Raw genomic sequence first — 22,761 nt, forward strand, 5'->3', positions numbered from 1 at the left:
CCTGCTTAACAGTTGGAACGAGTCTGGAACGAATCAGCGACGAATCGGCGACTCCGTCAGATTCAGCTTTTGTTCACGGCTAGATATGGATTTCGTGACCACGAGTCTCACCACATGCTGAATCACCGAACTGGCCCGTTTTATGCTGGGCGGGTCCTGCCGTTAACTTTCGCCGGGAACGATGAGGGCGATTCGGTGCGCGCCCTGTTAAGCTTATGAAACTGTTAATCTTTCCTAATTCGGCGTTAAAGAATAGCAGCTTATCGCGGCCATTAATCTTAACATTGGGCTCAAAGCCGGAACGAATCGGCGACAAAGCAGCGCCGGCCGTATTTTCTCTTTTTGTTCCCCCAATATCTTGTGTTGTGAACAGCTTATCCACCGAGAATCCACAGGCTTGATCACAGGGTTCGCACAGACGCGCCTACCGGCATTAAGCTTTGCGTGCCGGATTGGGGCATTGCGTCACAGCGGCGTCTTCCAAGAGTTAGGCGCCATTTGGAAGCGGACCGATTTTCCGGTCCGCTTATCGCAGGGCACGCATGGATCCGCAGCGTTGGACTGCGCGAGCAGACGTCTCAGACGAAGTACTGGCCGCCATTGGCGGTGAGGGTCGAGCCGGTGATGAAGCCGGCATCTTGCGAAGCGAGGAAGACCACGCAGCGCGCGATCTCTTCCGGTTCTCCAAGGCGACCCACGGGGATTTGCGGGATGATGCGCTCGTTGAGCACCTTTTCGTCGATTGCCTTGACCATCTCGGTGGCGATGTAGCCAGGGCAGATGACGTTGACGGTGATGCCCGCGCGGGCGCCTTCCTGGGCGAGCGCCTTCGAGAAGCCGATGTCGCCGGCCTTGGCGGCGGAGTAATTGACCTGACCGGCCTGGCCCTTCTGGCCGTTGATCGAGGAGATGGTGATGACGCGGCCGAACTTGCGGTCGCGCATGCCGCCCCACAACGGATGGGTCATGTTGAAGACACCGGACAGATTGGTATCGATCACCTCTTTCCACTGCTCGCGGGTGATCTTGTGGAACATGGCGTCGCGGGTGATGCCGGCATTGTTGACCAGCACCGAGACAGGGCCGAGGTCGGCCTCGACTTGTTTGATACCGGCCGCGCAAGCGTCATAGTCGGCGACCGACCATTTGTAGACCGGAATGCCGGTCTGCGCCTTGAACTTCGCCGCCGCCTCGTCGTTGCCGGCGTAGTTCGCGGCAACCGAATAGCCGGCGTTCTTCAAAGCGATCGAGATCGCCGCGCCGATGCCACGCGATCCACCCGTGACGATTGCAACCTTGGTCATGCATTTCCCCTTTTTGAAATCGCCCTGTTGTCGGGCTTGGCAGGCACTGGATTTGCTACAGGCACCACATGTGAAACGGGCGGCTTGCGCCGCCCGTCCAAAGTCTATCAGAAAGCCTCCACGCACATGGCGACGCCCATGCCGCCGCCGATGCATAGGGTGGCCAGTCCCTTCTTGGCGCCGCGCCGGCGCATTTCGAAAACCAGCGTGTTGAAGATGCGGGCGCCCGAGGCGCCGATCGGGTGGCCGATGGCGATGGCGCCGCCATTGACGTTGACGATCGAGGGGTCCCAGCCCATGTCCTTGTTGACGGCGCAGGCCTGTGCGGCGAACGCCTCGTTGGCCTCGACAAGGTCGAGATCCCCTGCCGACCAACCGGCCCGTTCCAAGGCCTTGCGTGAAGCGGGAATGGGTCCGGTGCCCATGATCGCCGGATCGACGCCGGCGGTCGCCCAGGAGGCGATGCGCGCCAGCGGGGTGATGCCACGCCTTGCGGCTTCCGCTTCGCTCATCAGCAGCGCGCCGGCGGCACCGTCATTGATGCCGGAGGCATTGGCGGCGGTCACCGTGCCATCCTTGTCGAAGGCCGGCTTCAGCTTGGTCATGGCATCGATCGTGGCGCCGTGGCGGATGTATTCGTCCTGATCGACAACCGTATCGCCCTTCTTGCCCTTGATGGTGAAGGCGACGATCTCGTCCTTGAACTTGCCCGCCTTCTGCGCGGCCTCGGCCTTGTTCTGGGAGGCCAGTGCGAACTGGTCCTGGTCGTCGCGGGTGATCTGGAACTGGCGGGCGACGTTCTCGGCGGTGTTGCCCATGTGGTAGCCATTGAAGGCGTCCCACAGCCCGTCCTTGATCATGGTGTCGATCATCTTGTAGTCGCCCATCTTGACGCCGGCGCGCAGGTGCTCGGCGTGCGGCGACAGCGACATCGATTCCTGGCCGCCGGCAATGATCACCTTGGCGTCGCCGGTGGCGATCTGCTGCATGCCGAGCGCGATGGCGCGCAGGCCCGAACCGCAAACCTGGTTGAGGCCCCAGGCGGTGGTCTCCTTGGGCAGTCCGGCAAGGATCGAGGCCTGGCGGGCCGGGTTCTGGCCTTGCGCCGCGGTCAGCACCTGGCCGAGGATGACCTCGTCGATCTCGGCCGGTTCGACCCCGGCACGCGCCAAAAGTTCCTGCACGACGACGGCGCCGAGCTCATGCGCGGGCGTGGCGGCGAAGGCGCCGTTGAAGGAGCCTACAGCCGTGCGCGCGGCGCTGGCAATGACAATGGAAGCGGACATTTTCTTCTCCAGACTTCAAGGGTGTTGTTGTGCCGTTGAGGACTTTTTTGCCCTTTCCCAACCCCAAGTCAAACCGGAAATCGGCATGGCGCCGATGCGCCGCAAGCGGGCCGCGCATCGTGGTGTCGGCGGTCCGGTCGCTGCCGCGCAGCATATTTTGCCTGCTATGCAGCATTATATGATCCCGCAGTGCACAAACTGCTTGGAATTGTAGGGCTTTTGCGCATATCCTCAAAAAGGGCGCAATCGTTACCGGCTGCTTACTCAGGCGTGCCGGGATCCGGGGAGGATGCAGATGGCCGCAAAAGACGACCCTATCATTATCAAGAAATACGCCAATCGCCGCCTCTATAATACGGGGACGAGTACGTATGTGACGCTCGAGGATCTGGCCGAGATGGTCAAGAAGGGCGAGGAGTTCACCGTCCAGGACGCCAAGACCGGCGACGACATCACGCATCCGGTGCTGACCCAGATCATCTTCGAGCTGGAGAACAAGGACGGGCAGAACATGCTGCCGATCCCGTTCCTGCGCCAGCTGATCGCCTTCTACGGCGACCAGATGCAAATGATCGTGCCGAGTTTCCTCGAGCAATCGATGATCGCCTTTTCCAAGGAACAAGAGCGGTTCCGCGAGCAGATGAAGGGCGCCATCGGCAAGTCGCCACTGGACGTTATGAAAATGGCGACACCGATCAAGGCGCTGGAAGAACAGACGCGCCGAAACATGGAAATGTTCCAGAACGCGATGCGGCTGTTCACGCCTTTTCCGCCCGCGGGCCCGGCACCGGCAGCGGCCCCCGCGGAGCCGGCCAGGAAGGAAGCGCCGGAGAAGTCCGACGATCTGCAGCAGTTGAAGGACCAGATCGCGGCCATGCAGCGCAAGCTCGACACGATGTCATGAGCGCATAGCGCTCACGCGATTTACGGCAGCAATCCCTCATAGCGGCCGCGCGGCCGGATGATGCTGCCGCTCACGATCTGTTCGACCAGATGTGCCGCCCAGCCGACGCTGCGTCCAAGCGCGAAGAGGTGGAACGGTGCATCCTGCGGCAAGCCAAGGCTGCGCGCCAGCACGGCCAGGGCAAAATCGACATTCGGTTGGGCGCCGGTCGCCGCCATGGCGGCGGTTTCCAGCGACCGCAATGTTTCATCGGTGTTGTCGAAGGCCGCCAGAAGCGCCGTGGCCCGGGGATCGCCCTCGGGATAGAGCTGGTGGCCGAATCCCGGCAGTGGCCGGTCGTGGCCAAGCCAGCGCCGGATCGCGGCATCGGCACCATGCCGTCCCGCGTCTTCGGCGAGTTGCATCACGGCTTCGCCGGCGCCGCCGTGGCGGGGACCTGACAGTGTCGTCAGGCCGGCCAGCAGACAAGCGGCGGGCGAGGCTCCGGTCGAGGCGGCGACGCGGGCCGCGAAGGTCGACGCGTTGAGTTCGTGATCGGCAAGCAGCACAAGCGCACGCCGGATCGCATCCGCGCCTTCATCGTCCACCGACCAGCCCCGCGCCAATCGCTGGTGTACTGGTTCCGACCCCGCCTCGGCGCCGAGGGCGCTGGCCAACACGCCGATCGCGTGTGCGGCATCAGTGCACAGCGAGGCACCATTTCGTCCAAGCGAGGGCCGCGCCTGGCCGGCAGCCAAAGCGAGTTGCACGAACGCCTGGGCGCGGCCGGTCGGGCGCGGCGCATCTGGAGGCGATGCTTCGAAATGGACCGGGCCGGACAGAGCCCAGAGCAGTCCAGCGGTTTCTTCCAGCGTGGCATGGTCGGACAGCGCAACGGCATTCCGGCCCCGATAGATGAGGTTGCCGTGCCAGACGGTCGAAATCGCGGTGACGAGCGACGGTTCGCCCCAGGCGATCGCGCTTTCGGCGATGGCCGAGGGGCTGCGCCCGCGCGCCCTTCGCGTTGCCAGCGCCGCGATGTCGTCGGCGCGGTACTGGCTGCGGCGCGGATCGGCCCGATCCGGGCGCATGCCGATGCGGCCGCGGCTGACATAGGCATAGAGCGTCTGCGGCCTCACCCGGAGCCTTTCCAGCGCCTCTTCCCGCGACAACCATTCGGACATATCGAGCTCAGATATTGATTCTATTGATCAAGATTGATGCTTATGGCGCCCATCCTTATCTCCCACCAGGAAAAGCTTCAAGGAGACAAGGCCATGGCGAACGGGCTCGATGATGTGGTGGCGGCCGAAACCGTGCTGTCCGACGTGGATGGCCTGGGCGGCCACCTGACGATCCGAGGCTATTCGCTTGGGGACTTGGCTGGACGATGGAGTTACGCCCGGGTCGTCCGCCTGCTGCTGGACGGCTTCTTCGACGATCTGCCCGGTGACGCCGAACTGGCGGCAAGGTTGGGCGAGGCACGCGTCGAGGTCTTCGACCGGCTCGCGCCTTCGCTGCGCCTGCTGGCGCCGCTCGAAATCTATAGCGCCATGCGCGCCGGTATGGCCTTGCTGCCGGATGGCGAAACGCTGGCGGACGCCTTGCGGTTGATCGCTGCGCCGGCGGTGCTGACGCCGGCCTTGCTGCGGCACGGCGAGCAGCCGATCGCACCCGACGGCAAGGCGGATCATGCCACCGACATGTTGCGGATGCTCAAGGCATCGGCCCCGTCGCCGGCATTGGCAAACGCGCTCGACACGTATCTGGTGACCGTTTGCGATCACGGCCTCAATGCCTCGACCTTCGCCACCCGCGTCGTCGCCTCGACCCAGGCCGGCCTGACATCGTCGGTGCTGGCCGGGCTTGGCGCGCTCAAGGGGCCGCTGCATGGCGGCGCGCCCGGCCCGGTCATCGAGATGCTCGACGCCATCGCCGCGCATGGCGATGCGGCCGGCTGGCTGCGCGACGAGATCGCGCATGGCGAACGCATCATGGGCTTCGGTCACCGCATCTACCGCGTCCGCGATCCGCGTGCCGATGTCCTGAAAACGGTGGTGCGCAAGCTTGGCGGTGAGGGCGACACCGGCAGGCGGCTGGCTTTCGCCGAGACGGTCGAGCAAACCGCGCTCGACGTGCTCCGGGTCGCCAAGCCGCAGCGTTCGCTGCAGACCAATGTCGAATTCTACACCGCACTGGTGCTGGAAGCGGCAGGGTTTCCGCCCGAGGCGTTCAGCAATGTCTTCGCAGCCGGACGCGTCGCCGGGTGGGTCGCGCACGCGCGCGAGCAGCAGACCACCGGACGGCTGATCCGTCCGCAGTCACGCTATATCGGGCCTGTGCCGGACCTCGTCGCCTAGCTCCCATGCCTGGCTTCATGTCTGTTTCGAAAGCCGCGGTTTCTCCGCATGCAGCGGATTGGCTTTCGCATGACCGAAATTTCATGTGATCACGCGAGCGTGTTCGTGTTCTTGCCTTGGTCCATCCTTATATGCTGCACTGCAACATAAGCTGGCGATAGCTGCTTTCTTCGAAGGAAGTGGGGGCGGGCTGGCGTATCAGGATGACAGGAACGCCATGACGAAGAACGGCAAGGCGGAGGAAAAGAAGAAGATCAACATCGCTCTCCAGGGTGGCGGCTCGCATGGCGCCTTTTCCTGGGGCGTGCTCGACCGGCTGCTGGAGGATGGCAGGCTGGAGATATCGGCGGTGTCCGGTACCAGTGCCGGCGCGATGAACGCGGTGGCGCTGGCTGACGGTTTTGTCAGAGGCGGGGTCGAGGGCGCGCGCAAGAAGCTGGACGATTTCTGGCGCGCGGTGGCGGCGAAGGGACGGTTCAGCCCGGTGCAACGCATGCCGTGGGATGTCGCCTGGGGCAATTGGTCGATCGAGAACACGCCGGGCTATGTCTTCTTCGACACCATGTCGCGGGTATTCTCGCCCTATGTCGCCAACCCGCTCGGCCTCAATCCGCTGCGCGACGTCGTCGCGCAGGAGATCGATTTCGGGAATGTCCATGCCTGCAAGCCGATGGAACTGTTCATCTCCGCCACCAATGTCGAGACAGGGCAGTTGCGAGTGTTTTCCGATGGCGAGATCGATCTCGACACAGTGATGGCCTCGGCCTGCCTGCCGCAATTGTTCCGTGCTGTCGAGATCAAGGGCGTGCCCTATTGGGATGGTGGCTATGGCGGCAATCCGGCGCTCTATCCATTCTTCAAGACGGCGGCGACCGAGGACGTGCTTCTGGTGCAGATCAACCCGGTGGTGCGCGAGGGAACACCAAGAAGCGCCAACGAGATCCAGAACCGCATCGACGAGATCACCTTCAATGCCGGGCTGCTGCGCGAATTCCGCTCGATCGCCTTCGTCAAGGAACTGATCGCCGCCGGGCGTCTGCCGCATGGCGAATACCGGGACATCCGCATGCACCGCATCGATGCCGACGAGGCGTTCAAGGATCTGTCGGCATCCTCGAAGGTCAATGCCGAATGGGCCTTCCTGACCTATCTGCGCGACCTCGGCCGCACCGCCGCCAGCGACTGGCTTGAAGAGAATTACGCTGCCGTCGGCAAGCATGCCACGCTCGATCTCTCGGGCGAACTCGACGACGGTTTCAAGCCGGTCCGCGGTCCAGCACCGGGCCGTCGCGTGAAGGAGTTTCTCGCCGTTCGCAAGAATCCGGAGGCAGAGCGCCGTCGGGCCTGAGCCCGCCGGCGGCATGGCGGGGTCTCCGCAGCAGCGCGTAGTTCAGCGCTGCTGGCGTGACAGCAACCTTGGCGTGCGGAAGAGCCGTCATCATGCTGACGCCTGTTGCCACCAACGGTCAGATGACGCCGGGCGGGAGACGTCCGAAGGGATCGGGCGCAATGCTCGATCCCGAATTGCGAATGGGACGAAACACACCCGGTGTTCCCGTACCTGTCTCGCGCCGAACCCTATGTCGCGCGTATCGCGACGCGATGGTCCAGGGCGTAAGAATGCGGGCGCGTTGAGTTTTCAGGATCAGGTTCGACCTCGGGGCATTGGCGGCCGCAAGCCTGACCTGAAAGCTTTCCGTGCCTCTTTTTCGAGGGATTCCAGCGGCTTGGCCGAGTGTTGTGGTGTCTTCCCTCGTCGACCGCACTGACGCGGATCGTCGGTTTGTGCCTGCACTTCGATCGGCGACGCAATGCGGATCGCGGCTATATTTCGGAGACGGCCGGACGGGCCTGTGGCGAGCCGCGCTGGTCTCCGGTGGACGATGTTTCAGAGCCGGATCGTGAGCCGGCGGCCGGCTTCACCAAGTAGCCTGGCAAGTGACGAAGTACCGTTTCATGGCGGCCACACCTTGTTCGGCTACGCAATGCTGCTGCAACTTTGGGGCTATATTGCGATGCAACTTTGATGTAGAAGCGCGCTCGCCGATCACGGCAATTTGAACACGGTCGAGCGCGCACCCATATCGGCGACGCGCCCGCGTCATCAGACGCGGTGCTGGCCGAACCCGCAGTGGAAAAATGACGATGCCTAAAATCAGGTTTCACAAGCTTGCAGCCATTGTTGTGCTCATCGGTTTCGCGGCGTGGATGGCGACAGGCGAGTTCTCGTCGGTCGGCAGCGTAGCGGCGAACAAGGCCAAGGCAGCCGAAGCCGAGCAGGGCAAGACGCCGGACGCGAGCAAGCCGAAGACGGCGGAAGCCGAACCGAAAGCCCCGCTGCGTACCGTCGCTGTGGTGACGCCGCCGCGAAAGACCTATGCGCGCGCCATCCGCATTTCCGGGCTGACCGAAGCCGACAAGCGCGCGGTGCTGGCAACCCGCGTCGCCGGCGTCATCGACAAGCTGCCGGTCAAGCAGGGCGACCACGTCAACACCGGCGACCTGGTGCTGATGCTCGCCGCCGAGGAAAAGATCTCGATGGTCGACAACGCCAAGCAGCTTGTGGCGCAGCGCAAGGCCGAACTCGACGCCGCCGAGCGTCTGGCCAAGACAGGCAATTTGCCGAAGCTGCAGCTCGACACCGCCCGCTCCAACCTGACCCAGGCGCAATCGCAGCTGGACACCGCACAGGCCGAGCTCGACCGCAACGAAGTGAAGGCGCCGTTCGACGGCGTCATCGACCGGGTGCCGGTGGAACTCGGCAGCTCCGTCATGCAGGGCAGCGAGGTGGCGACGATCCTCAAGCTCGATCCGGTGATCGCGCGCGGCGAAATCAGCGAGCGCGACCTCGGCTATCTCAAGATCGGCGACAAGGCCAGCGTTCGGCTGGTCAGCGGCCAGACCGTCGAAGGCACCGTGCGCTACATCAGCCGCGACGCCTCGTCGGCGACCCGTACCTTCCGTGTCGAGATTGCCATCCCCAATGCCGATGGCTCGGTGCCTGCCGGCATGACGGCCGAAATCCAGCTCAGCGCGCTGCCGACCGACGCGGTGCTTTTGCCGCGCTCGGTGGTGACGCTCGGCGACAAGGGCGACCTCGGCATCCGTGCCGTCGGCAAGGACAACAAGGTGGCGTTCTTCCCGATCGATCTGGTCGACGATACGCCGACCGGTCTCGTGCTTGGCGGCATCCCGGCCGATGCGCGCATCATCGTTGCCGGCCAGGAACTGGTGAAGGAAGGCGACGAGGTCCATCCGGTCGAGGCCGACCAGGCTACCATCAACAAGTTGATCGGCGAAGCCACCGCCGGGACGCAGTAGCGCATGGGCGCCGGCGCCGGGCCTTGTCCGGCGACAGCATGTCCGTTCGCCACTCCCGAAAGCAACAGCAGGCATAAGTCATGGATATCGTCAGACTCGCAATCAACAATGCCCGCCTGACCATCTCGGTCCTGGTCTTCCTGCTGATTGCAGGCTGGGTCGCCTATCAATCGACACCGAAGGAAGCGGAACCCGACGTTCCGATTCCGATGATGTATGTCAGCCTGATCTATCAAGGCATTTCGCCGGAGGATTCCGAGCGTCTTCTGCTGCGGCCGATGGAAAGCAAGTTGAAAAGCCTGAAGGGCCTCAAGGAGATGCGCTCGGCCGCCTTCCAGGGCGGCGGCTACGTTCTGGTCGAGTTCCAGCCGCAGACGAACCTGGCGACGGCACTGCAGGACACACGCTCCAAGGTGCAGGACGGCAAGGCCGACCTGCCGCAGGCGGCCGAGGAGCCTGTCGTCACGGAGGTCAACATTTCCGAATTTCCGGTGCTCGTCGTCACGCTGTCCGGCGAACTGCCCGAACGCGTGCTGGCTGCCGCGGCGCGCGAACTGCGTGATCGCATCGAGGAAGTGCCCGGCGTGCTCGAAGGCTCGTTGCAGGGCTCGCGCGACGATCTGGTCGAGGTCGTCATCGATCCGATGAAGCTGTCGTCCTATGGCCTGCAGCTCGACCAGCTGATCGGCGCGGTCGGTGCTTCCAACAGCCTGGTCGCCGCCGGCAACATCGAGGGCTCGGAAGGCAAATATGCCGTCAAGGTGCCGTCGCTGATCGAGACACCCGAGGATGTGGCGGCACTTCCCGTGGTCGCCGGGCCCAATGCCGTGGTGCAGGCCAAGGACATCGCGACGATACGCTCGACCTTCGCCGACGCGACGACAATCACGCGCCTCAACGGCAAGCCGGCCATCGCCATCGAAGTCAAAAAGCGCATCGGCGCCAATCTGATCGATACGCTGACCAAGGTCAGGGAGGTGTCGGATGCCTTCGTCAAGACCATGCCCGAGGGCATGCACGTCACCTACACGCAGGACAAGTCGGTCTTCGTCAACCAGCTGCTGGGGGACTTGCAGAACCATGTGATGATCGCCGTCATCCTGGTGTTCATCGTCATCCTCTACGCGCTGTCCGGCCGTGCCTCGCTGCTGATTGGCCTGGCCATTCCGTCGTCCTTCCTAATCGGTATCCTGCTGCTTGCCATGATGGGCTACACGATCAACATGATCGTGCTGTTCAGCCTCATCCTGGCGGTCGGCATGCTGGTCGACGACGCCATCATCGTCACCGAGTTCGCCGAACGAAGGATGAGCGAAGGCATGCCGAAGCAGGAAGCCTTCGCGCTTGCCGCCAAGCGCATGGCCGGCCCGGTCATCGCCGCGACGATGACGCGTATCGCCGCCTTCTCGCCGCTGTTGTTCTGGCCCGGCATCATCGGCGATTTCATGAAGTACATGCCGATCACGCTGATCGTCACGCTGTCGGCCTCGATGCTCTATGCGCTGGTCTTCGCGCCGACGCTGGGCGCTATATTCGCCAAGGCGCCGCAGCATCACGAGGATGGCAATCGCGACGGCTGGTACATGGCTGTCGTCAAGCAGGCGGTGCGCTTTCCCATCACCGTGATGGTGCTCACCGTCGTCTTGCTGACCGGTATTTTCGTTGGCTATTCAAAGTACGGTGCCGGCGTCGAGTTTTTCCCGAGCGTCGAACCTGACTACGGCCTGCTTTACGTGCATGCCCGCGGCAACCTTTCGCTGGCCGAAATGGATACGGCGACCAAGATCGCCGAGAGCCGGTTGCTCGGGTGGCCTGGCGTGAAGTCGGTCTACACCCGCGTCGGCAAGACGCAGGGCGGCGGCCAGGACGTGCCCGAGGACGTCGTCGGCGTCATCCAGTACGAATTCATCGACTGGCGCGAACGCAAGTCCGCCAACCAGATCCTAAGCGATCTGCGCGGCGTGATGGCCGGCATTCCCGGGGTCGACGTGGAGGTGCGCGTGCCGGAAGCCGGTCCGCCGACCGGCAAACCGATCCAGATCAGGCTATCGGCCGTCGATCCAGCCGGCCTCGACGACAAGGCGCGCGCCGTCGCGGCGCGTATCGCCAAGGTGCCGGGCGTCATCGATATTTCCGATGGCCTGCCGCCGCCCGGCGTCGACTGGGCTCTCGAGGTCGACCGCGCCAAGGCCGCGCAATACGGCATCAGCCCGACTTCGGTCGGCACCGTGGTGCAGCTGGTGACGAACGGACTGAAGCTCTCCGAATACCGGCCTGCTGGTGCCGATGACGCCGTCGACATCCGCCTGCGTCTTCCGGAAGACCGGCGCACGCTGTCGACGCTGGACGAGCTCAGGGTGCAGACCTCGCAAGGGTCGGTGCCGATCTCAAACTTCGTCGTGCGCAAACCCGAGCCGACGGTCGGCATCCTCAACCGCATCGACGGTGCCCGAACCGTGGTGGTGCAGGCCAATGTTGCCGCCGGCCAACAGGTCGCGGCAGTCCAGCAGCAGGTCACTCAGGCCGTCACCGATATGAATCTGGGCAGCGGAATACGCTGGAAGCTCGCCGGATCGAACGAGGACAGCGCGGAAGCCAGCGCCTTCCTCAGCAAGGCCTTCGGCGCGGCGATCTTCCTGATCTTCTTGGTGCTGCTGGCGCAGTTCAACAAGTTCACCAGCGTATGGCTGGTGCTGTCCTGCGTGGTCATGGCGACAATCGGCGTGTTCCTTGGACTGCTGATCACGGGCGAGACGTTCGGCATCGTCATGTCGGGCATTGGCGTCATCGCGCTGGCCGGCGTGGTGGTGAACAACAACATCGTGTTGATCGACACCTACGACCGGTTGCGTGAGGAGGGCTGGGACAAGATGGACGCGGTGCTGCAGACCTGCCGCGAGCGTGCGCGACCGGTTGTGCTGACGGCGGTGTCGGCGATTCTCGGCGTGCTGCCGATCGCCTTCGGCCTTGGGCTCGAAATCTTCCATCACGAGACGACGATCAATGCGCCGTCGACGCAATGGTGGATTTCGCTGTCCTCGGCGATCGTCTTCGGCCTGTCCTTCGCCACCATTCTGACGCTGGTCGTGACGCCGTCGATGCTGATGGTGTTCACCCGCGCCAAGATCAAACCCGGCGCGCGACGCGGCTTAATCAGCCGTCTCTTCCGGCGCGGCAAGGGCGAGATCTCGTCCCAAGGGCCTCTGGCAGATGTCGGCGCCGAGCCGGCAGTCAGCTTCCCGAAGGCGGCGGAATAGAGCGTTTCGCAGGCCAAGCAACAAAGGCCGTCCGGGAACAACCGGGCGGCCTTTTGCATTGTTCCCTCGAATGCAACCAGACGGCGAGGGCTCAAAATGACGATCAGCACACTTCTCGTTATCATCCTGATCCTGATCCTGATCGGCGCTGTGCCGGCATGGCCGCATTCGCGCTCCTGGGGCTACGGACCATCGGGCATTGTCGGCGTCATACTGGTCGTGGTGCTGATCCTGCTTGTGCTGGGCAGGATCTGACCGGCAACGATCCGCCGCCGGACCCTTACCGAGCGCAGCTGTTCTCACCTGCCAGCAAGCTCGATCAGGCGGCCTGGCGACGGGCGGGAGCGACGGCGATGCCAATATCCTGCAAGGCTTTGTTCACGGCCTGATCGAGCGGCGTATGCGGGATTTCGCCGATGATGCCTTCCAGCCGCGTCGAGGCCAGCCGGTGCGGCTCGAAGCGCAGGTATGACATCGAGACGATCTCTCGCCACATCGCCACGAACGGGCTGCCGGCGCGCAGCACCCACCAAGGCATGGAAGTCATCTTGAGTTGATGGCCGATGGCGTTCTCGGCGGCCACCTTGATCTCGAGATCGGTGACGGCATGGCCTGGAAAGTTCAGCGCCTCATAGAAGCCGAGCTTGTCGAGATTGCGGGCCAGCGCGACGAAACCGACGGCGAAATCCGGCAAATAGGCCCATTCATGCACGAGGTCGGCCGGACCGGGCGCGGTGTAGATGCCCTTGTTGATCTTGGCGGCGACGATCAGGTCAAACCAGGAGCCGCTGCCGGTGCCGCCGAAGAAATCGCCGGCCCGCAGAACAATGGTGCGCACCCGTCTGGCCTCGGCCTCACGGCGGAACAGATCCTCCATGGCACAGCGGATGCGGCCCTTCTCGGTCGTCGGATGGAACGGCGTGTCTTCCGATATCACCGCCGGCATAGGCGAGCCGTAATTGTAGACGGTGCCGGGGAAGAGATGCTGCGCACCGTTGGCATGGCAGGCGGCCATGACATTTTCGGCCATTGGCAGGCATTTGCCCCAGTCTGTGTAGATCGGGTTGAGGCCGTTGAAGATGATGTCGACGCCCTCGGTGGCCTGGATCAGCGATTGACGGTCCAGCGCATCGCCGGCAACCGCCGTGGCGCCCTCAAGCTCGGCCGGCACCATGCCGGTACGGGTGACGGCGCGGACGTCGAAGCCGGCGTCGATGAAGGCCTTGGCAACCACGCGACCGAGCCGGCCATTGGCGCCGAGAATTGCGATCTTGGTCATTCTTCGTCTCCTTATTTGTTTTCAAGTGCGGGGTTTGCCTAGAAGCGACGGGACGAGCCCGCCGCTTCTGGATTTTCGAGGGCCGCCGTTCACCGGCTGCCGAAGAGGTCGCGGTTGCTGCCCTGGACGGCTGGCTTCTGATTGGTCGCCTCGGATTTGCTGATCGACGTGGTGGTCACATTGTCGGTGGTGACGACGGTTGGCTGGCTGGCATTGTCCGAGCCGAACTTGTCGCTGCCGGCGAAAGCCGTGTTGGCGGCGATGAAGAGGGCGGCGGTTGCGATTGCGATCTTGGTCATTGTATTACTCCTGATTGGTTGTTGCAGTCGGTATCGGTGTTTGCAGGGTGAATATGATCGCTTCATCGATGAATTAAAATTGACTACGAATGCAGTTTTGATATTCATTATTGAATGGAAGACATTGACTGGAACCTGATCAAGAGCTTTGTCACCGTGGCGGAAACCGGCAGCCTGTCGGCCGCGGCGCGAAAGCTGTCGGCAAGCCAGCCGACGCTTGGCCGTCACATCGGCGAGTTGGAACAGGCGCTCGGCGTCACGCTTTTCCGGCGCGGCCGAAGCGGCTATGCGCTGACCGAAGCGGGAGCCACGCTGTTCGAGCGCGGCAAGACGGTGAGCGAGCAGGCAAGCGCCTTTTCACGGCTCGCTCTGGGTTCGGTCGAGGCGATCGAAGGCACAGTGCGCATCGCGGCCAGTGAGGTGGTAGCGGCCTATGTGCTGCCCGACATGATGGCGCGGCTCGGCGTCGACGAGCCCGGCATCGAGGTCGAGATCGTTGCCTCGAACCAGGTCGAGAACCTGCTGCGCAGGGATGCCGACATTGCCATCCGCATGGTCAAGCCGGCGCAGAACGAACTGGTGGCGCGCAAGGTCTGCGATATCGCACTCTGCGCCTGCGCGGCCATATCCTATCTCGACAGGTGCGGGCGCCCGGTGGGGCCGGCCGACCTCGTCAATCACGCCCTGATCGGCTTCGATCGCAGCGACGAGATGATCCGGGCCTTTTCCCAGTATGGCATCCCGGTCACCCGAAACAGCTTTCGTTTCAGGGCCGACAATCAGATCGTGCTTTGGGAAGCCGTGCGGGCGGGAAACGGCGTTGGTCTTGGCCAGGAGCCGCTGGCAGACCGCGATCCGCTGGTCGAAAAAGTGTTGCCCGGCCTGCCCTTGCCTGCCCTGCCGGTATGGCTGGCCATGCATCGCGACGTGCGCACCAGCGTGCGCGTCCGCCGCGTGGCTGATTTTCTCCACGAGGAATTGAAGCACTATTCGGCAGGGGCGGCATCCGGAGCGAATTCGGCGCGGTGAGCCAAACCGGCCATCAGCAAGACGACGATCAGCAGAGCCGACATGGCGATGAAGATCGGGCCGAAGCTGGAATGCTCGGCGACGAAGCCGATCGCCGACGGCGCCACCAGAATACCGGAATAGCCCATGGTGGTGACGACGCTCATGCCGGTGCCCGACGACATGCCCTCCTGGTTGCCGCCGGCGGAAAAGATGATCGGCACCATGTTGGCGATGCCGAAGCCGCAAAGCGCAAAGGCTGATATGGCGAGCCAAGGCGAAGGTGACAGGCCGGCGATCAGCATGCCGGCGGCCGCGACGATGGCCGAGCCGCGCAGTGTCATCACCGCGCCGAAGCGGTTGCGGACGCCATCGCCGAAAAAGCGCATGATCGCCATGACGCCGGAGAAGGAGGCATAGGCAAGACCGGCGACGGCGAGGTCGGCGCCGAGTTCCTGCCGCAGATACAGCGCCGCCCAATCGAGCACCGCGCCCTCTGAAATCATCGTCAGCAGGGCCATCAGGCCGATGAGGTAGACCAATGGGTTTGCCGGCAGAGCGAATTTATGATGCTCGACCGCCTGCGGTTTGTTTTCGGCCACGATGTGGGGCACCGCCGCCGCGATTGCCGCGAAGGCAAGCACGGTCACCACCGCGGCATGGGCGAGGTGGCCATAGGTCTGGATGGCGAAGCCGCCGAGGGCGCCGCCGGCGAAACCGCCGAGGCTCCAGAAGCCGTGCGACGAGGACATGATGGCACGCCCCAGCCGCCGTTCCACCACCACCGCATTGGCATTCATGGCGACATCCATGCCGCCGATCGAGCCGCCGAATATGAACATGGCGATGGCCGCCAGCGGCACGTCGGGTGCCAGCGCCACGACCAGCAGGCCGAGGCTGCCGCACAGGCCGAACCAGCGCAGCACGGTGCGCGAGCCGTGTTTGGAGATCAGGTGGCCGCACCATGTCATGGCGGTGACCGCGCCGGCGCCGAACAAAAGGATCAGCAGGCCGAGCGTGAATTTCGAGATGTCCAGCCGGGTCAGGAAGACAGGAATCTGCGGCGCCCAGCTGCCGGTCAGGAAACCATTGGCGAGGAAAATGGCCCCCACGGCCCATCGCCCACGAATGGCAGTCTGCATGGCGTTCGAAGCGTTCATGGCACGAATCCGGTCAGAAAATGGCTTTGCGCGGCAAATTAGATCGATTCAATTTTCAGTCAAGCGCTGTTGTGAGAAAGCATTTGGGCTAAACGGGCTCAGTGATCCTTGGGGCGCCGTGCTTCGAATTCCGCCTTCTTGGCGTCCGAAGCCTCTATCTGGTTGAGCGCCTGCCATTGCGCATAGGGCATGCCGTAGACGATCTCGCGCGATTGCTCTTTGCCGAGATCGACGCCTTCGGCATTGGCTGCTTCGCGGTACCAGTTCGACAGGCAGTTGCGGCAGAAGCCGGCGAGGTTCATCAGATCGATGTTCTGCACGTCGCCCCGTTCACGCAAATGCTCGACCAGTCGCCGAAAGGCGGCGGCCTCGAAGTCGCGCTTCTGTTCGTCGCTGAGTTCGGTCATCGAAACCTCCGTCATAGCGGCCCGGTGCGCGAGCCGAACATCTTTACCGCATGTATATCGGGACGGCGGTCGATCGCGTCAACGATCGGTGCGAGCCGCCCGGCCCAGGCGACAATGCCCTTCTGGTCCGCTATCAGATCCTGGCGGATTTCGATCAGCGCGTGGGCATAGCCATTGACGATGGCGTGCCTGAACATGGTGTCGCCGCGCAACGCGCCATCATACGGTTCGTTGTCGCCAACCACGAGTTGTTTGTCCTCAGCCAGCATATCGATCAGCGGTCGCGCCACCCGGTCGTCCTTGTCCCACAGGATACCGACATGCCACGGACGTTGCTTGCCCTGCATGGCAGGGGTGAAGGAATGCACCGAGAAGATGAAAGGCGTTTGCCCTGAAGCCTGCGCGACCGACGCAATCATGGCGCCGACCGCGTCGTGATAAGGGCGGTAGAAGCGATCGAGCCGCCTTTCGCGTTCCTCCTGCGCCAGGGGATAATTTCCGGGAATGATGGTGCCGTCGTAAAGCTGGCGAATGAGTGTTGGATCGTCCTCGCCTCGGTTGGGGTCGATCAGCAGCCGCGAGAAATTGGCGAGCACCGCCGGCGCATCGAGCAGGGCCGCCAGTTCGCGCGTCACCGCTTCGACGCCAATGTCATAGGCGATATGGCGGTCGAATTCGGCCGCCGGCAGTCCCAGGCTGCCATATTCTTCCGGCAGGTCGCGGCGGGCATGATCGGCCAGAAGCACGATGCCTCGCTTGCGGTCGCCCTCGACAATGTCGAAGGGCGCGAAAACTGTGGATCGGGTCATTGGCGGAAAATGGTCGTTCGCTGGCCTTCGGGGAGGATGCTATCGTCATTCCACGAAGACGACCTGTGCGCAATGCCGTTGTTTAGCCAAGGTTTCCCGGGAAATCTGGCACGGGGCGACGGTCGTGCGCCGGGAGCCTTCCTAAATCGATTGGAATCCGTCAAAACGGCGCGTTGACATGCGCCCGGACATTTCCGAAAAGGGGCGCAGAGAGATGCTGATGTGGTTCTTGAGGGGTTTTAGGATGGGTTCCGACGGCGGGCAGCGCGCGCGCTTTGCCTTAGCCATGCCGCTCCTGACGCTCGCCGCGGGACTGTCAGCGATGGTCACAGCTTCACCGGCGCGCGCCGACTTTCGCGTCTGCAACGCCACGCAGAACCTGGTCGGCGTCGGAATCGGCTATCGGGCCAAGGCCGGCTGGATCACCGAGGGCTGGTGGCACATCGAGGGATCGAGTTGCAAGACGTTGATCGAAGGGCCGCTGTCATCAAGGTTTTACTATCTTTATGCAGAAGACGCCGAGCGCGGTGGACGCTGGGACGGCCCGATCAACATGTGCGTGGCTGAAAAAGAGTTCAAGATTGCCGGCGTAAGCGACTGCGTCGCCAGGGGCTTCCAGCGCGCCGGATTCCAGGAATATGACACGGGCGAGCAGGCAAGCTGGATGGTCCAGCTCACCGACGAGCCCGCAACGGGAGGCGCTCCAGCCGCCCCGGGAACGAATAGTCAATGAGACGTAGCCGCAAGGTCAAGATCCTAGCCACAATCGGTCCGGCATCTTCCTCCGAGGAGATGCTGAAAAAGCTGTTCGAAGCCGGCGCCGATGTGTTCCGCATCAATATGAGCCATACCGATCATGAGCTGATGCGCACGCTGGTCGCCCGCATCCGCGCGGTCGAGGAAAGAGTTGGCAGGCCGATCGGCATCCTGGCCGACCTGCAAGGCCCGAAGCTGCGCGTCGGCAAGTTCGCCAATGGCAAGGAAGTCTTGACGCTGGGCCAGACATTCACCCTCGACGACAATCCCGAGCCCGGCACCTCGACAAGGGTCTACCTGCCGCATCCTGAAATCCTGAGCTCGGTCGAGGCTGGCCATCGCCTCCTGATCGACGACGGCAAGCTCGAACTGAAGGCGGTAAAGAGCGACGGCAAGTCGATCGTCTGCACCGTTATTGCCGGCACCACCATTTCCGACAAGAAGGGCGTCAGCCTGCCCGATACCGACCTGCCGGTCGGCGCGCTGACCGAGAAGGACCGCAAGGATCTCGACGCGGTGCTCGCCACAGGCGTCGACTGGGTCGCGCTGTCCTTCGTGCAGCGGCCGGAAGATCTGGCCGAGGCGCGCAAGATCGCCCGTGGCCGCGCGCTGATCATGGCCAAGATCGAAAAACCGCAGGCCGTGGCCCGGCTGGCCGAGATCATCGAACTGTCCGACGCGCTGATGGTCGCCCGCGGCGATCTCGGCGTCGAAATGCCGTTGGAAGCGGTGCCCGGCATCCAGAAGCAGATCACGCGCGCCGCGCGCCGCGCCGGCAAGCCGGTGGTGGTCGCCACGCAGATGCTGGAATCGATGATCACCGCCCCCGTGCCGACCCGCGCCGAAGTGTCCGACGTTTCGATCGCCGTCTTCGAAGGCGCTGATGCCATCATGCTGTCGGCGGAATCGGCGGCGGGCGCCTATCCGGTCGAAGCGGTGGCGATGATGAACCGCATCGCCGCCAAGGTCGAAACCGATCCGACGTATGCCGGCATCATCAACGCACAGCGTTCGGAGCCGGAAGCGACCGGCGCCGATGCCATTTCGCTGGCCGCCCGCGAGATCGCCGAGACGCTGAAACTGTCGGCGATCATCACCTACACGGCATCGGGCACCACCGGCCTGCGCGCCGCGCGCGAGCGTCCGCAGGTGCCGATCATCGCGCTGTCGCCGATCCTCAACACGGCGCGACGGTTGTCGCTTTTATGGGGCACGCATTGCGTCGTCTCGCCCGATGCCACCGATCTCGACGACATGGTCAACCGCGCCTGCCGCATCGCGCTGGAAGAAGACTTCGGCAAGCCGGGCGACCGGGTCATCATCACCGCAGGCGTGCCGCTGCGGACTCCGGGATCGACCAACATGCTGCGCATCGCCTATGTCGGATCGGAAACAGCCGGCCGGTAGTCGGCCGCCAGCGTCGTTGCAGTCCCCAGCGCTCTTACCCAGGCTTCCGCGTGGTTTCTTCGCTGGAGGAACCGTCGCGCGCGAGGAATGGGGTCATGCAGATATTGATTTGGGCCGAGCATCTTTCGCCGGTTGAGTTCGGTCTTATCGAGCAGATCGAAATCCACTTTCGCAATCGTGCAACGCCATCCGGCGTTGCGCGAAGCCCAGCTTCTTTCATGGTGTTCGAGCAACCGCTCTCGGGCGCAATAGCCATGATAGTCGAAAGCGATCAGGCCGTTCGTCACATAGATATGGTTTCCTGAAAAACCTTCGTCAGGAATGATCCGTTCGCCGTAAAATCCCTCCAAAGGCGGATGCTTGAGGAAGGTGCCGGCGAGAATGGCGCATGCGCCGTGACCGAAAAAGATGCGATCCGGCAGCGCCCATCGCTTTTCCGGATTTCTCTTTATGCCGTGTTTCAGGACGTACATGCCGCTCTGATCCCAATGGCGGGCTGCGGTGGCCGTCTTCGGATGGCACGCATCAGGTCGGCGCGAGCTCCGCTTCAGGTTCTTTGATGTCGGCGCATTTGCCCGTGCCATATGTGTCGCCGGCAATCCGTGCCTCCACCGTCCTGGCGATTGCTTCCAGATCGATATCCTTGCCGCCGACTTTCTCGATGGCGCCGACGACGAGGTCGGAAGCGATCCAGTCCGGCTTATGACCGAGATTATGCACCCAGACGAGCTCGGCACCCGGGATGTCGCGCACCAGGCCGACGGAGTGGATCCGGGCATAGACGACCTTGTCGCGGTCGCCGGAGATGACCACGGTCGGGGCCGTGATCTCTTTGTAGTGCGGTGCGGCGGCGAGCGCATAGCGATAGAGGCCGGCAACGTCGGTGGCGTTGGCGCGAAAGGCCGACGGCCTCAGCACCAGCGGGATCGAGGTTGCGGCGAGATAATTGTCGGGCACCTTGTTGGGTGAGAAGACGCAGGTCGTGGCGTCCGCCATCCACAGCGTCCCGGCAGGATAGGTCAGCGTCTCGGAAAACAGCCGGCCGATCACCGGAATGGTGGTCAGGTCGTAGTACCAGGACGTCGCGCCGCCCGGCCAGGGATGGGTCGCCGGCGCCAGGAAGACCAGCCCGAGCGTCTTGTCCGCATGCTCGCGGCCGAAAGCCGCCGTCACCACGCCGCCGAAGGAATGGCCGACGATGATTGCCTTCTTGATGCCGAGACGGTCCATCAGGGCGGCGATGGTTGCGGCTTGCGCCGATGGGTCCTCATTGTTGCCTGGACCGCGGCCGGACCAGCCAAAACCAGGCCGGTCGAAGAACAGCATTTCGGCGCGGCCTTCAAGCAGCGGCCTGAGTGGCAGCATCTGGTCTTTCAAATTGGCGCTGGCGCCATGGATGAAGACGATCGGCGGCAGATCCGCACTGGCTGGGGCGGGGAGGTGGACGTAGTGGATGCGGGCACCGTCGATGTCGGCGAACGCCCCGACCGAAGGACCGCGGCGCTCGATCAGCCACGAGCCGGCGCGGGTGACGCCGACCAGGGCAAGGACAAGCGCCATCAGGAAGGCGAGCGCGGCATAGATCAGGTTCATGCGGGGATATATGGGAATGGAGGGGGATAAGTTGTGGGGCAGTAGGGCTGGCTCCAGCGCCAGCGCCTAATGGCTATTTCCTGATCTATCAAATGCCTTCGCCGGCAAGCTCTTCCGACAGGGTCGCGACCTGGTTCTGGGCGCTGCGCATCATCGGGTAGATGGCCAGCACCTTCTGCCAGGCCTCGAGCGCCGATTGCTTGTGGCCGGTCTCGGCCATGATCTGGGCCAGGCCCGACAGCGCGCCAAAATGGCGTGGCTCGAGCTGCAGCGTGCGGTCGATGTCGGCCATCGACTTGCCGTAGTTCTTCATCATGAAATGCACGGTGGCGCGACGGTTCCAGCCTTCGGCGTAGCTAGGCTGCAAGGTCACCACCTGGTCCAGGAAATCGAGCGCGACGTCGAATTTCTGATCATTCATCGCTTTTTGCGACCACTGCATCATCAGGTCGATCGAGGCGCTGCCGGACTGGAACCATTCGTTCCAGATGCTGCCGGCAATGCGCTCGGCGGCCTTTTCGTTGCGCTCGCGCTTCAGGTCGGAGAACAACTTGTCGAGCCGGGCCTGTTTCGTCATCGGCGTGGCCGGAGTGTCCGGAGCCGCTGGCTGGGCATCGGCGGGCGCCGGCTGACCATCCGCGGCCGCCACCGCGATCGGCCGATCACCGGCTTGGGCCGGCAGGGAGACGACGCCGGAAACCAGCAAAGTCGTCAAGGATACAAAAAGAATCCGCATCGCCCGAGTTTAATCCCGGGCGGCGGAACATCAAAGTGATTTTAGCGTGGGAAGGTCGGCTGGCCGACAAGCATCAGTGGGCGGAGACGAAAAAGCCTCCGGCCGAAAACTCAACCCTGGCGCGCCTTGTAGCGCGGGGCGGTCTTGTTGATGATGTAAACGCGGCCCTTGCGGCGAACCAGCTGGTTGTCGCGGTGACGCGCCTTCAACGCCTTGAGCGAATTCTTGATCTTCATGGTCTTGCCTGTCGGTCTGGACCCGGTTCGGGGTCGAATTTTTAAGGCGCGCCAGAAGACGCGCCTTTTGAACGGTGGGTGGCTCATAAACGAGGAGACTTGCCCATGTCAACCGTAAGTCAACCGCAAGCGCGCTCCGCGTCCCGATATCATCAAATATCCGCCATGTCGGCCCCGTGGCATTGCGCGGCCATGAGCCGGCTGGGATGATGTCGTTTATCTCAAGCGATTTGGGGACAAAGATGCGCCGAATACTCCTCTCCTCTCTCGTCGTCCTGGCGGCGAGCTCGGCTGCCCGAGGGCAGGAATGCGACCGCTCCGACGACAGTCAGCAGATGATGAATATCTGTGCCGGCGAGGATTGTCAGGCGGCCGACGCCAGGCTCAATGCGGCCTATCAGGCGCTGATCGGCTCCGATGATGCCGATGGCAAGAGATTGCTTCAGGTGGCACAACGCGCCTGGATCAGCTTCCGGGATGCCGAATGCGCGCATAACACCGCCGCCAGCCAGGGCGGGTCCATCCATGCGATGGAGGTCTCGCAATGCCTGACCAGGCTGACCAATGATCGCATCAAGCAGCTCGCCGCCTCCGCCAATTGCGAGGAAGGCGATGCAAGTTGCGCCAGCCCCGACGCGGACAGCGACGAGGTGCAATAGG

General features: G+C 63.3%; 24 protein-coding genes. 11 read left to right on the forward strand and 13 right to left on the reverse strand.

Annotated features, from left to right (window positions below):
* Window positions 1-79: 79 nt before the first annotated feature.
* The 3 genes from FJ543_RS09205 to FJ543_RS09215 form a co-directional block, all read right to left on the reverse strand.
* Window positions 80-382 (reverse strand): hypothetical protein, encoded by a 303-nt coding sequence (locus FJ543_RS09205; protein WP_140874798.1) that lies wholly within the window; start codon window positions 380-382, stop codon window positions 80-82.
* 196 nt (window positions 383-578) lie between these two features.
* On the reverse strand, window positions 579-1,304 hold the full coding sequence (gene phbB, locus FJ543_RS09210; protein WP_015315305.1) for an acetoacetyl-CoA reductase: 726 nt from the start codon (window positions 1,302-1,304) through the stop codon (window positions 579-581).
* Window positions 1,305-1,411: 107 nt separating this feature from the next.
* A complete protein-coding gene (locus tag FJ543_RS09215; protein WP_015315306.1) occupies window positions 1,412-2,590 on the reverse strand; it encodes an acetyl-CoA C-acetyltransferase in 1,179 nt (392 codons plus the stop codon).
* On the opposite strand from FJ543_RS09215, the gene FJ543_RS09220 reads away from it, so the two are divergent.
* On the forward strand, window positions 2,577-2,804 hold the full coding sequence (locus FJ543_RS09220; RefSeq protein ID WP_140874800.1) for a hypothetical protein: 228 nt from the start codon (window positions 2,577-2,579) through the stop codon (window positions 2,802-2,804). The two genes, FJ543_RS09215 and FJ543_RS09220, sit on opposite strands and share 14 nt — an antisense overlap.
* Before the next feature lie 81 nt (window positions 2,805-2,885).
* Window positions 2,886-3,494, forward strand: coding sequence for a polyhydroxyalkanoate synthesis repressor PhaR (phaR, locus tag FJ543_RS09225; RefSeq protein ID WP_140822541.1), 609 nt, complete (start codon window positions 2,886-2,888; stop codon window positions 3,492-3,494).
* Between the two features lie 20 nt (window positions 3,495-3,514).
* Here the strand turns inward: phaR and FJ543_RS09230 are convergent, their stop codons facing one another.
* Complete coding sequence (locus tag FJ543_RS09230; RefSeq protein ID WP_140874802.1) at window positions 3,515-4,657, reverse strand: citrate synthase; 1,143 nt, start codon at window positions 4,655-4,657, stop codon at window positions 3,515-3,517.
* A 93-nt stretch (window positions 4,658-4,750) separates the two neighbouring features.
* Here FJ543_RS09230 and FJ543_RS09235 point away from each other — a divergent pair, with 93 nt between their 5' ends.
* The 5 genes from FJ543_RS09235 to FJ543_RS09255 all read left to right on the forward strand — a co-directional run bounded on the left by FJ543_RS09235 (window position 4,751) and on the right by FJ543_RS09255 (window position 12,666).
* Window positions 4,751-5,833 carry a citrate synthase/methylcitrate synthase gene (locus FJ543_RS09235; RefSeq protein ID WP_140874804.1) on the forward strand — a complete coding sequence of 361 codons (1,083 nt, stop codon included), beginning with the start codon at window positions 4,751-4,753 and terminating at the stop codon, window positions 5,831-5,833.
* A gap of 217 nt (window positions 5,834-6,050) precedes the next feature.
* Window positions 6,051-7,181, forward strand: coding sequence for a patatin-like phospholipase family protein (locus FJ543_RS09240; protein ID WP_140791689.1), 1,131 nt, complete (start codon window positions 6,051-6,053; stop codon window positions 7,179-7,181).
* A 797-nt stretch (window positions 7,182-7,978) separates the two neighbouring features.
* The gene (locus tag FJ543_RS09245; RefSeq protein WP_140874806.1) at window positions 7,979-9,154 is read left to right on the forward strand and encodes an efflux RND transporter periplasmic adaptor subunit; all 1,176 of its coding nucleotides are present in this window, start codon (window positions 7,979-7,981) and stop codon (window positions 9,152-9,154) included.
* A gap of 80 nt (window positions 9,155-9,234) precedes the next feature.
* Complete coding sequence (locus FJ543_RS09250) at window positions 9,235-12,411, forward strand: efflux RND transporter permease subunit (RefSeq protein WP_140822534.1); 3,177 nt, start codon at window positions 9,235-9,237, stop codon at window positions 12,409-12,411.
* Window positions 12,412-12,507: 96 nt separating this feature from the next.
* Complete coding sequence (locus FJ543_RS09255) at window positions 12,508-12,666, forward strand: DUF3309 family protein (protein ID WP_015315312.1); 159 nt, start codon at window positions 12,508-12,510, stop codon at window positions 12,664-12,666.
* 64 nt (window positions 12,667-12,730) lie between these two features.
* Here FJ543_RS09255 and FJ543_RS09260 read toward each other — a convergent pair whose 3' ends face one another.
* On the reverse strand, window positions 12,731-13,690 hold the full coding sequence (locus FJ543_RS09260; protein WP_140874808.1) for an SDR family oxidoreductase: 960 nt from the start codon (window positions 13,688-13,690) through the stop codon (window positions 12,731-12,733).
* Between the two features lie 89 nt (window positions 13,691-13,779).
* Window positions 13,780-13,989, reverse strand: a complete 210-nt coding sequence (locus tag FJ543_RS09265) for a DUF680 domain-containing protein (protein WP_140712641.1) — start codon at window positions 13,987-13,989, stop codon at window positions 13,780-13,782.
* A 114-nt stretch (window positions 13,990-14,103) separates the two neighbouring features.
* Here FJ543_RS09265 and FJ543_RS09270 point away from each other — a divergent pair, with 114 nt between their 5' ends.
* On the forward strand, window positions 14,104-15,018 hold the full coding sequence (locus tag FJ543_RS09270; protein ID WP_140874810.1) for a LysR family transcriptional regulator: 915 nt from the start codon (window positions 14,104-14,106) through the stop codon (window positions 15,016-15,018).
* On the opposite strand, the gene FJ543_RS09275 is transcribed toward FJ543_RS09270, so the two are convergent.
* The 3 genes from FJ543_RS09275 to FJ543_RS09285 all read right to left on the reverse strand — a co-directional run bounded on the left by FJ543_RS09275 (window position 14,976) and on the right by FJ543_RS09285 (window position 17,373).
* Window positions 14,976-16,157 (reverse strand): MFS transporter, encoded by a 1,182-nt coding sequence (locus tag FJ543_RS09275; protein WP_140874812.1) that lies wholly within the window; start codon window positions 16,155-16,157, stop codon window positions 14,976-14,978. The two genes, FJ543_RS09270 and FJ543_RS09275, sit on opposite strands and share 43 nt — an antisense overlap.
* A 98-nt stretch (window positions 16,158-16,255) precedes the next feature.
* Complete coding sequence (locus tag FJ543_RS09280; RefSeq protein ID WP_140874813.1) at window positions 16,256-16,564, reverse strand: DUF1244 domain-containing protein; 309 nt, start codon at window positions 16,562-16,564, stop codon at window positions 16,256-16,258.
* Window positions 16,565-16,575: 11 nt separating this feature from the next.
* Window positions 16,576-17,373 (reverse strand): N-formylglutamate amidohydrolase, encoded by a 798-nt coding sequence (locus tag FJ543_RS09285; RefSeq protein WP_140874815.1) that lies wholly within the window; start codon window positions 17,371-17,373, stop codon window positions 16,576-16,578.
* A gap of 286 nt (window positions 17,374-17,659) precedes the next feature.
* Here FJ543_RS09285 and FJ543_RS09290 point away from each other — a divergent pair, with 286 nt between their 5' ends.
* Both FJ543_RS09290 and pyk read left to right on the forward strand, forming a co-directional pair.
* Window positions 17,660-18,106, forward strand: a complete 447-nt coding sequence (locus FJ543_RS09290; RefSeq protein ID WP_181173976.1) for a DUF1036 domain-containing protein — start codon at window positions 17,660-17,662, stop codon at window positions 18,104-18,106.
* Window positions 18,103-19,536, forward strand: coding sequence for a pyruvate kinase (pyk, locus tag FJ543_RS09295; RefSeq protein WP_140616672.1), 1,434 nt, complete (start codon window positions 18,103-18,105; stop codon window positions 19,534-19,536). The genes FJ543_RS09290 and pyk overlap by 4 nt, the downstream gene beginning before the upstream one ends.
* On the opposite strand, the gene FJ543_RS09300 is transcribed toward pyk, so the two are convergent.
* The 4 genes from FJ543_RS09300 to ykgO form a co-directional block, all read right to left on the reverse strand.
* Complete coding sequence (locus FJ543_RS09300; RefSeq protein WP_140874819.1) at window positions 19,506-20,009, reverse strand: hypothetical protein; 504 nt, start codon at window positions 20,007-20,009, stop codon at window positions 19,506-19,508. The two genes, pyk and FJ543_RS09300, sit on opposite strands and share 31 nt — an antisense overlap.
* Window positions 20,010-20,061: 52 nt before the next feature.
* Window positions 20,062-21,129, reverse strand: a complete 1,068-nt coding sequence (locus FJ543_RS09305; protein WP_140874821.1) for an alpha/beta hydrolase — start codon at window positions 21,127-21,129, stop codon at window positions 20,062-20,064.
* 88 nt (window positions 21,130-21,217) lie between these two features.
* Complete coding sequence (locus FJ543_RS09310) at window positions 21,218-21,865, reverse strand: hypothetical protein (protein WP_140874823.1); 648 nt, start codon at window positions 21,863-21,865, stop codon at window positions 21,218-21,220.
* Between the two features lie 110 nt (window positions 21,866-21,975).
* Window positions 21,976-22,101, reverse strand: coding sequence for a type B 50S ribosomal protein L36 (gene ykgO, locus FJ543_RS09315; RefSeq protein WP_006327841.1), 126 nt, complete (start codon window positions 22,099-22,101; stop codon window positions 21,976-21,978).
* A 242-nt stretch (window positions 22,102-22,343) separates the two neighbouring features.
* Here ykgO and FJ543_RS09320 point away from each other — a divergent pair, with 242 nt between their 5' ends.
* Complete coding sequence (locus FJ543_RS09320; RefSeq protein WP_140874825.1) at window positions 22,344-22,760, forward strand: lysozyme inhibitor LprI family protein; 417 nt, start codon at window positions 22,344-22,346, stop codon at window positions 22,758-22,760.
* Window position 22,761: the final 1 nt, after the last annotated feature.

Source organism: Mesorhizobium sp. B2-5-7, assembly GCF_006440875.1.
Classification (GTDB): domain Bacteria; phylum Pseudomonadota; class Alphaproteobacteria; order Rhizobiales; family Rhizobiaceae; genus Mesorhizobium; species Mesorhizobium australicum.

Bases quoted from the DNA above. Each gene is read 5' to 3' on its own strand.
- phbB (WP_015315305.1), bottom strand. From the start codon at position 1,304: ATGACCAAGGTTGCAATCGTCACGGGTGGATCGCGTGGCATCGGCGCG.
- FJ543_RS09220 (WP_140874800.1), top strand. From the start codon at position 2,577: ATGGAAGCGGACATTTTCTTCTCCAGACTTCAAGGGTGTTGTTGTGCC.
- FJ543_RS09270 (WP_140874810.1), top strand. From the start codon at position 14,104: ATGGAAGACATTGACTGGAACCTGATCAAGAGCTTTGTCACCGTGGCG.
- FJ543_RS09260 (WP_140874808.1), bottom strand. From the start codon at position 13,690: ATGACCAAGATCGCAATTCTCGGCGCCAATGGCCGGCTCGGTCGCGTG.
- FJ543_RS09245 (WP_140874806.1), top strand. From the start codon at position 7,979: ATGCCTAAAATCAGGTTTCACAAGCTTGCAGCCATTGTTGTGCTCATC.
- FJ543_RS09320 (WP_140874825.1), top strand. From the start codon at position 22,344: ATGCGCCGAATACTCCTCTCCTCTCTCGTCGTCCTGGCGGCGAGCTCG.
- FJ543_RS09275 (WP_140874812.1), bottom strand. From the start codon at position 16,157: ATGAACGCTTCGAACGCCATGCAGACTGCCATTCGTGGGCGATGGGCC.
- FJ543_RS09255 (WP_015315312.1), top strand. From the start codon at position 12,508: ATGACGATCAGCACACTTCTCGTTATCATCCTGATCCTGATCCTGATC.
- pyk (WP_140616672.1), top strand. From the start codon at position 18,103: ATGAGACGTAGCCGCAAGGTCAAGATCCTAGCCACAATCGGTCCGGCA.
- FJ543_RS09300 (WP_140874819.1), bottom strand. From the start codon at position 20,009: ATGTACGTCCTGAAACACGGCATAAAGAGAAATCCGGAAAAGCGATGG.
- FJ543_RS09230 (WP_140874802.1), bottom strand. From the start codon at position 4,657: ATGTCCGAATGGTTGTCGCGGGAAGAGGCGCTGGAAAGGCTCCGGGTG.
- FJ543_RS09310 (WP_140874823.1), bottom strand. From the start codon at position 21,865: ATGCGGATTCTTTTTGTATCCTTGACGACTTTGCTGGTTTCCGGCGTC.
- FJ543_RS09290 (WP_181173976.1), top strand. From the start codon at position 17,660: ATGCCGCTCCTGACGCTCGCCGCGGGACTGTCAGCGATGGTCACAGCT.
- FJ543_RS09215 (WP_015315306.1), bottom strand. From the start codon at position 2,590: ATGTCCGCTTCCATTGTCATTGCCAGCGCCGCGCGCACGGCTGTAGGC.
- FJ543_RS09280 (WP_140874813.1), bottom strand. From the start codon at position 16,564: ATGACCGAACTCAGCGACGAACAGAAGCGCGACTTCGAGGCCGCCGCC.
- FJ543_RS09250 (WP_140822534.1), top strand. From the start codon at position 9,235: ATGGATATCGTCAGACTCGCAATCAACAATGCCCGCCTGACCATCTCG.
- FJ543_RS09285 (WP_140874815.1), bottom strand. From the start codon at position 17,373: ATGACCCGATCCACAGTTTTCGCGCCCTTCGACATTGTCGAGGGCGAC.
- FJ543_RS09240 (WP_140791689.1), top strand. From the start codon at position 6,051: ATGACGAAGAACGGCAAGGCGGAGGAAAAGAAGAAGATCAACATCGCT.
- phaR (WP_140822541.1), top strand. From the start codon at position 2,886: ATGGCCGCAAAAGACGACCCTATCATTATCAAGAAATACGCCAATCGC.
- FJ543_RS09265 (WP_140712641.1), bottom strand. From the start codon at position 13,989: ATGACCAAGATCGCAATCGCAACCGCCGCCCTCTTCATCGCCGCCAAC.
- ykgO (WP_006327841.1), bottom strand. From the start codon at position 22,101: ATGAAGATCAAGAATTCGCTCAAGGCGTTGAAGGCGCGTCACCGCGAC.
- FJ543_RS09235 (WP_140874804.1), top strand. From the start codon at position 4,751: ATGGCGAACGGGCTCGATGATGTGGTGGCGGCCGAAACCGTGCTGTCC.
- FJ543_RS09305 (WP_140874821.1), bottom strand. From the start codon at position 21,129: ATGAACCTGATCTATGCCGCGCTCGCCTTCCTGATGGCGCTTGTCCTT.